This window comes from Pantoea sp. ARC270 (assembly GCF_003236725.1).
GTDB classification, from domain to species: Bacteria; Pseudomonadota; Gammaproteobacteria; order Enterobacterales; family Enterobacteriaceae; genus Pantoea; species Pantoea anthophila.
The window spans coordinates 1-733 of record NZ_PUGA01000091.1 but is presented as its reverse complement, the minus strand read 5'-3'; the positions used below and the strand labels follow the sequence as shown (position 1 = coordinate 733).

Here is a 733-nt window from a genome sequence, read left to right as displayed (position 1 = left end):
CAGACCGCCTGCGTGCGCTTTACGCCCAGTAATTCCGATTAACGCTTGCACCCTCCGTATTACCGCGGCTGCTGGCACGGAGTTAGCCGGTGCTTCTTCTGCGGGTAACGTCAATCGGCAAGGTTATTAACCTCACCGCCTTCCTCCCCGCTGAAAGTACTTTACAACCCGAAGGCCTTCTTCATACACGCGGCATGGCTGCATCAGGCTTGCGCCCATTGTGCAATATTCCCCACTGCTGCCTCCCGTAGGAGTCTGGACCGTGTCTCAGTTCCAGTGTGGCTGGTCATCCTCTCAGACCAGCTAGGGATCGTCGCCTAGGTGGGCCATTACCCCGCCTACTAGCTAATCCCATCTGGGTTCATCCGATAGTGAGAGGCCCGAAGGTCCCCCTCTTTGGTCTTGCGACATTATGCGGTATTAGCCACCGTTTCCAGTGGTTATCCCCCTCTATCGGGCAGATCCCCAGACATTACTCACCCGTCCGCCACTCGTCACCCAAGAGCAAGCTCTCTGTGCTACCGTCCGACTTGCATGTGTTAGGCCTGCCGCCAGCGTTCAATCTGAGCCATGATCAAACTCTTCAATTTAAAGTTTGATTTGCTGAAACCAGTTCAGCGGTGCTCATCTGTAAAACGTCATAATGAATTTCATTATGTGTTCACTCGTGAGGCTTTGATATTTTTGTGCGCCCTAAGGCGCTGATATCAATCCTGCGAGTGCCCACACAGAT

1 rRNA gene is annotated in these 733 nt (G+C 53.5%); it reads right to left on the bottom strand.

Annotated elements, in window-relative coordinates:
* Nucleotides 1–590: ribosomal RNA gene (locus CKF42_RS21010) — 16S ribosomal RNA — on the bottom strand; the annotation flags it as partial.
* Nucleotides 591–733 lie beyond the last annotated feature (143 nt).